Origin of the sequence: Ruminococcus sp. 1001713B170207_170306_F1, from assembly GCF_015668065.1 — a bacterium.
GTDB lineage: Bacteria > Bacillota > Clostridia > Lachnospirales > Lachnospiraceae > Blautia_A > Blautia_A faecis.
This window is the reverse complement of record NZ_JADPEX010000002.1, coordinates 285,944-292,086: the sequence shown is the minus strand read 5'-3', so window position 1 is coordinate 292,086 and position 6,143 is coordinate 285,944. Positions and strand designations below refer to the sequence as shown.

At 46.3% G+C, this 6,143-nt stretch carries 3 protein-coding genes; all 3 read right to left on the bottom strand.

The annotated features are described in order from the left end of the window. Nucleotides 1-82 precede the first annotated feature (82 nt). Nucleotides 83-1,456, bottom strand: coding sequence for an SPFH domain-containing protein (locus I4V84_RS03140; RefSeq protein ID WP_195991218.1), 1,374 nt, complete (start codon nt 1,454-1,456; stop codon nt 83-85). A gap of 649 nt (nt 1,457-2,105) precedes the next feature. Next, a complete protein-coding gene (locus tag I4V84_RS03135; protein ID WP_195991217.1) occupies nt 2,106-3,758 on the bottom strand; it encodes a CapA family protein in 1,653 nt (550 codons plus the stop codon). A 230-nt stretch (nt 3,759-3,988) separates the two neighbouring features. Next, nucleotides 3,989-5,758, bottom strand: a complete 1,770-nt coding sequence (locus I4V84_RS03130; protein ID WP_195991216.1) for a DUF885 domain-containing protein — start codon at nt 5,756-5,758, stop codon at nt 3,989-3,991. Between the last annotated feature and the right edge of the window lie 385 nt (nt 5,759-6,143).

Below are 6,143 nucleotides of genomic sequence, written 5' to 3'. Positions count from 1 at the left end.
CATCTTAAGAATCCTGCGTTGCAGGATTCTTACCGCTTTTTAGTCAGGATTGCGAACTTGTTTCGCAATTACCTATGCTTTTTTACTGGGCATCGTTTTCATTAAATGGATCGCCGCAGTTCGGACAGAATTTCGGCGGATTGGTTGGATCTTCCGGTTCCCAGCCGCACTTGTCACAGCGGTACCGTGGCTTCATAGCCGGTTTCGGGGAACCGCAGTTGGTGCAGAATTTGCCTGTATTTACAGCGCCGCAGGAACAGGTCCAGTTTGCATTTGCTGCAGGAGCCTGAGGCTTTTTCGCACCGCATTCCGGACAGAAGTTACCGGAAACCAAAGCGCCACAGGAGCATTTCCACTGGTCAGCTGCCGGAGCGGAACCGCCTGCCTGAGCCTGGGATACGGCTGGATTTGGCTGTGGCTGGGCCATCTGCTGTGCCTGAGCTGCCTGCTGCTGTCCCATAGCGTAAAGATTCTGTGCGTTAAAACCGCCAGTCATGCCTGCCATATTCATGCCCATGAAACCGGTCATGGCACCGCCAGCGTTGCCTGCTGCTGTCTTCATGGCGTCTGCCTGTGCTCCTGCAAGAGTAGCGGCTGCCATGGCAGGATTGCGGAGGATAGCCATACGTTGCGCTTCTTTGATCATCTGGGCATCTTCCTCAGGAAGAGTGATCGGATTCATGGCAACAGATACGATCACGAGACCACGAAGCTGACTCCATTTCTGGGTGAGAGCCTGGTTCATGGCATCACAGAGCTCCATTGCATGAGCCGGAAGTGCGCTTGGACGGATTCCCTGCTGGGAAATGCTGGCAAATGCCGGCTGAAGAGCTGAGATAAATTCTGTTTTCAGCTGTCCCTCAATCTGCTCTCTGTCGTACTGCTGTTCAAAGTTTCCGCAGACGTTGGAATAGAAGAGAAGCGGGTCTGCAATGCGGTAGGAATAAACACCACTGCAGCGGACAGAAACATCAATGTCCAGTCCGATGTTCTGGTCTACAACACGGAATGGAATCGGGTTCGGAGTTCCGAATTTATTGTCCACCAGTTCTTTGGTATTGAAATAGTAAACACGCTGGTCTTTGCCTGTGTCACCGCCGAAAGTGAAACGCTTGCCAATGGTGTGGAAAGTGTTCATGATGGCGTCGCCCAGATTTCCGGAGAAAATACTTGGCTCGGTAGAAGCATCGTAGGTGTATTCGCCTGGTTCCGCGCAGATATCAACGATCTTGCCCTGCTCTACGATCATCATACATTGTCCGTCTGCGACTGCGATTCCGGATCCGGTGGTGATAATGTTGTCGCTTCCTTTGGTATTGGAGGAACGTTTGGATGTGCGCTTCTGACCCTTTACTGCCAGAACGTCATTGTCGATGGCATCACAGTAGAAAAATTCTTTCCACTGATCTGCAAGTGTACCGCCTGCGGCGCCAAGTGCTGCTTTAATAAGTCCCATATTGTAACTCCTTTCTTTTTGACCGGCCGATGACTGAAAAAATTATGTAAACGAATGCCGCCTGATGCCAATAGCCGGAGCGCATTCGCGCAGAAACCATGGGTTTCATATCTGGCGGTGTCTGTGTGAGCAGACATAGCGGTTTCGTTAATTTGTACAGTCATTGTCCGAGTATGATTTTATTGATATAGTTTACATAACTATTCAGAAGATGTTATTCCGCGAAGTGTTTTCGCGAACGTAGTTCCCGGAAAAAAATGAGAAATGTGCGCGAGAAATCATGCAAAACATGATTTCTGTGTATCGCGATGTAACTGTGAAAGTACTGAATAGTTATTATTCTACTATAAATTTTATCTGATTTTGTCTGAAAAAACAAGCTATATGTGATAAATGACTGGTTTTCGTGATAATAAGACATAGAAAATATCTGAGTTGTAGTAAATGGGAATTGTATATCAGCCAATTGATGACAAAAAGCTGTTTGGAATGCCGGAATGACAAAAATCTGCAGCCTATACATATTATAGTGCTGCAGATTTTGTCATTCGTAATATTGAACCTGGTATGAGGCGTATATTTATTTTGGGTTACTGCTCACTCCGTTCACACAAACACCTCGTGGAACATTACCAGTGAACAGTGACATTTAACCTTCTGAACTGTCATCAGATGAGTCTGAGCCGTCTGATTCGGAATTGCCTGATCCTGAGCCGTCAGAACTGGAACTGCTTTGGGTGGCAAGTGTCTGATAGTACCAGGATGAGGTGATGGAATCATTATCCTCCACGTAATTTCCGTTGGAATCCAGCATATTTCCATCGGAATCAAATGTGACATCCAGAAAGTCTGTCTTAGTAGATGGTGTGACGTTCATGGACATGATTTCATCATATTTTGTCTGAAGATTTTCCAGGGAAAATTCATCTCCAATGGACTGGCGGACGCTGTGTGCAGATGCAAGAGCGTCAGTATAATCGTCCAGCTTATATGGTGCATATTCCAGGGTATCGTAGCTGTAATGCATAACCAGTGGTGTCAGTGTGGCATCCTGGATCTGGATGCTGGTCTGGTCGCCTTCTACAGTCTTCTGAATGGTAAAGGCTGCCATTCCGCCAAGAAGCTGCTTCAGTGTTTCCTGACCGGTAACAAAGTTGCCAAGGGAGTAGTAGATCAGCATGTTGTGACCAGAGTCATCTGTAAGGTAGCCGTATGGCTGGAGTACGTTTGGATTGGTTCCGATCACAACGTCAACACCCTGTTCCATAAGGAAATTGGCCCATTCTTTCTCATATTCGGTAGGCATTGGCTCCTCGGTCTTGCCCCAGTTTGCAGAGAAGATTACGCAGTCTGCGGAAGATTTAGCCTGTTTGATGGCGGCTGCAACATCTGCGGTATTGAATGTATCAATCATGGAACCTTTGCTGGAAGATGATGTAGCTGTGCTTCCGGAGCTGGCTGAACTTCCGGTAGTGTCTGCTGAATTATCGGAAGCAGAACTGTCAGTACTGTCTGTTGAGCCGTCGGTACCACTTGCTGAGTTATCAGAAGCAGAACTGTCCGTGCCGTCTGTGGAGCTATCGGCTCCTGTGGAGTCTCCGGAAGTGTCAGAATTATCGGAGATTCCGGACTGGCTTCCATATGCCGGGAAAGTATAGTCAAGGAATGCAATTTTGATTCCGTTTATCTCTACAATTTTCGCTGTATTTGTACTGGTCTGGCTCTTATGAATACCAACCAGAGTGACATCCGGATGGCTGGTTTCCCAGTAATTTAAAGTTTCATTGATCATGGAAGAACCATTGTCATCAATCAGTGCTGTGGCAGATGTGACCACATTAAAACCGGCATTTACAAGTGCGTCGCCAACCTCTGTTGGAGTGGCGTAAGGCGCGGTACCGCTGACTGCACTGTGGTCTGTGGTGAAAGGTGTTTCCTGATTGACCATAGCAATGTCGGCAGCCTGTATATCGGATTTCAGATTGGCATAAACGCTGTCATAATTCCAGGCGCCGGTTTCTGACTGGCCGGATGCAAGAAGACTTGGCTGAACCAGGTTATCCCCAACTGCGAGAACTGTGGCTGTAGTGACTTCCTGGGTGGTGGCAGCTGCCTCTTCTTCCTTTTGCTTTTGTAAGTCAGCTGCCTTTTTCGCCTGGGCGGCTGGCTGGCGGATCATGGTGTAGTCCATCTGGTTAAACACCAGGCAGAGAACCACCAGAACCGCGATGGATACCAGAAAGCTGGTTCTGGAATTCAGGCGTTCTTTATAATTTAATGGGAGATTATCTCGTTTTTTCATGATTTTGCCCTTCTCTAATGTAGGAAAATATGACTAGCAGGATCAGAAAATCAGATGGATCCTGCATATTTTCAATGTGAGTTCATTATAGCAAATTATTGTGCTCAAAGAAAGAAGTTATTACATAAATATTTAAAAAAATGTTACAGCATTTCGGGAATTTTCGGGTAATATTGTGCGTGGACCTGACAGGCAGAAGCCGGGTGAAAATACTGCAGCTTCAGAGGTAATCACAATTTCTCGTTCATGTATTTTCGCAAAACCGGAAACTGCACAGGGCCGATTTCCAGTATCTTCTGATGAAAACTTTTCAGATCAAAGTTTTCGCCAAGGAGGGATTGCTGTTCTTCTTTCAGATCCAGAAAATTCAGATATCCCACATAGTATTTCAGATAATTAGCAGGTGTTTCGGTGATATATCGGTAAATCTCGGCCGTGACAGCAGCATCACGGATTCCGAAAAGCTTCAGAAAGCGGGCGGCTTGCGCAGGAGTCCAGCCGTGGTAATGGATTCCCACGTCCAACAGGGAGTAAATGCACAGATTCACGCTGCGGTTCAGCCAGGAAAGGCGCGTGTAGGCAGAAGCTTCCTGTGAGGATAAGGTGCCGGCAGACAGATAATCTGCTGCATAATCATACGCGTAACTTTCCACATAAGTGGCCCAGCCTTCCACGTATCCGCTGTAATCGATGAGATACCGGATATGGGATGGACTTTGTCGTCCGAAATAAACGGTCTGGTAAAGATGACCGGGGAAGCCTTCGTGCGCCAGCGTGGTAAAAAGCTCCAGATTGGAAAGCTGCCGTCCATGATTGATGTAAATAACATTTGGCGTTCCTGTGTCCATTGGCGGTGTCAGGTAAAACGCCGGACTGAGGAATTCTTCCATGGATTTATGTACAGACCGGATTTCGAAATCTACAGAAGCAGTGGAGGGGAAATCCTGCTGAATATTTTTTTCCAGAAGCTCCATGACCCGTGTGGGCTCCATATCTGACAAATCCATTTTCTCATTTAGCAATGTGAGAAGTTGTGGATGCTGTTTCAAAAGTTCTGAAATTTCCTGAGAATCGGTGGAAAGCTGCTGGGTGAGGCGCTTTTCCAGTTTTTCCACAGGTATGTAGATTCCCACCTGGCTTTTTAGAAGATATTGGTAATATTCCTTTCCACCGGAAAAATTGACCAGTCCTCCGGTATTTTTGCCTGTTCCCCGAAGCTGCTCCAGACCTTCTATCAGCGTTTGATATGCGGGGAGAACCTTTTCCTTCAGAATTTGTTTATGGGTCAGGTTCAGCTGTTCCTGGTCCTTTTCGGAAAGCTTTCCATAGGCTTTTAGTTTCTGGGAAAAAATTTCCAGCATATAATTGGAATCCGGGTTTTGAATAAAAGCACGGCACTGATCCTGAATGCGTTCCAGGGTTTCGTCGCACATAAAAAATCCGGCATCAGCTTTTGTCTGTTCAAAGGCGAGAATGCTCTGGAAATATTCTTTTGTGCTGCAGAGCAGATTCAGGTAGTCGGTGATGTCCTGATTGGTGTAGAAGGAGTATTCCGCCAGCAGTACAGGCAGCTGCGCCTGGATCCCGAGGCTTGGGCTAAGCGGCTCTTCCAAAAGATAATTGTCGCCCAGAGAGGCTTCGGTGTGGTAGTAAAGGAGGAGCAGATCAAGGGTCAGGCGATTGGAAGTACTGAGCTTTGACTGGGAAAAATTTTTCAGCTTTTTTACATATTCCTGGCACTGGGCAGAGGCTTTTTCATTGTTGGGATGTATTGTGCCAAGGGTAGCGCGGGGGCGTGAGATGCCCTGTTTTTCCGGATAAGCCAGGGAATAATGAAGATTTAGGGCGTTTCCGGAAACCTCTTTTTCAAATATGGACTCTGCGAAGTTTTCGAAGCGGGCATTTTCGGAGAAGACATGACTGAAAAGCCAGGAAAATGTGAAGCAGATAACAAGAAAAAAAACCAGAATAGCGGCGGTGAATTTTGGTCTGTTTGACATAGGATGCCCTCTGCTCTGGGGGATTTCTACTATATTATTGAGAATTTCAGTGTAGTATGCGAAATATTTGGTTCCATGGCTTTGGGATTATGTGTATTTTGTGTACAAGACTGACGGGAATGACAAAATTAGTCTGGGATGACAGGTGGAAGTTGTTAGATTTCACGGAAATGTCAGCTTTATTATGTATGGGAGCAAAATTGACGGTAACAGATTGTTGTGATATTATGCGTAATTGTTACATATGCTTAATATAAATGTAACATTTCGAATGGGCTACGGCAACTGAATTCAGGAAAAATATACCGCAAAGTGGGGCGTGCAGATTGTGGAAATGATTTTTGGGCACGTTCAAAGCGGTGAAACGGTAAGGAAAATTTTGGAA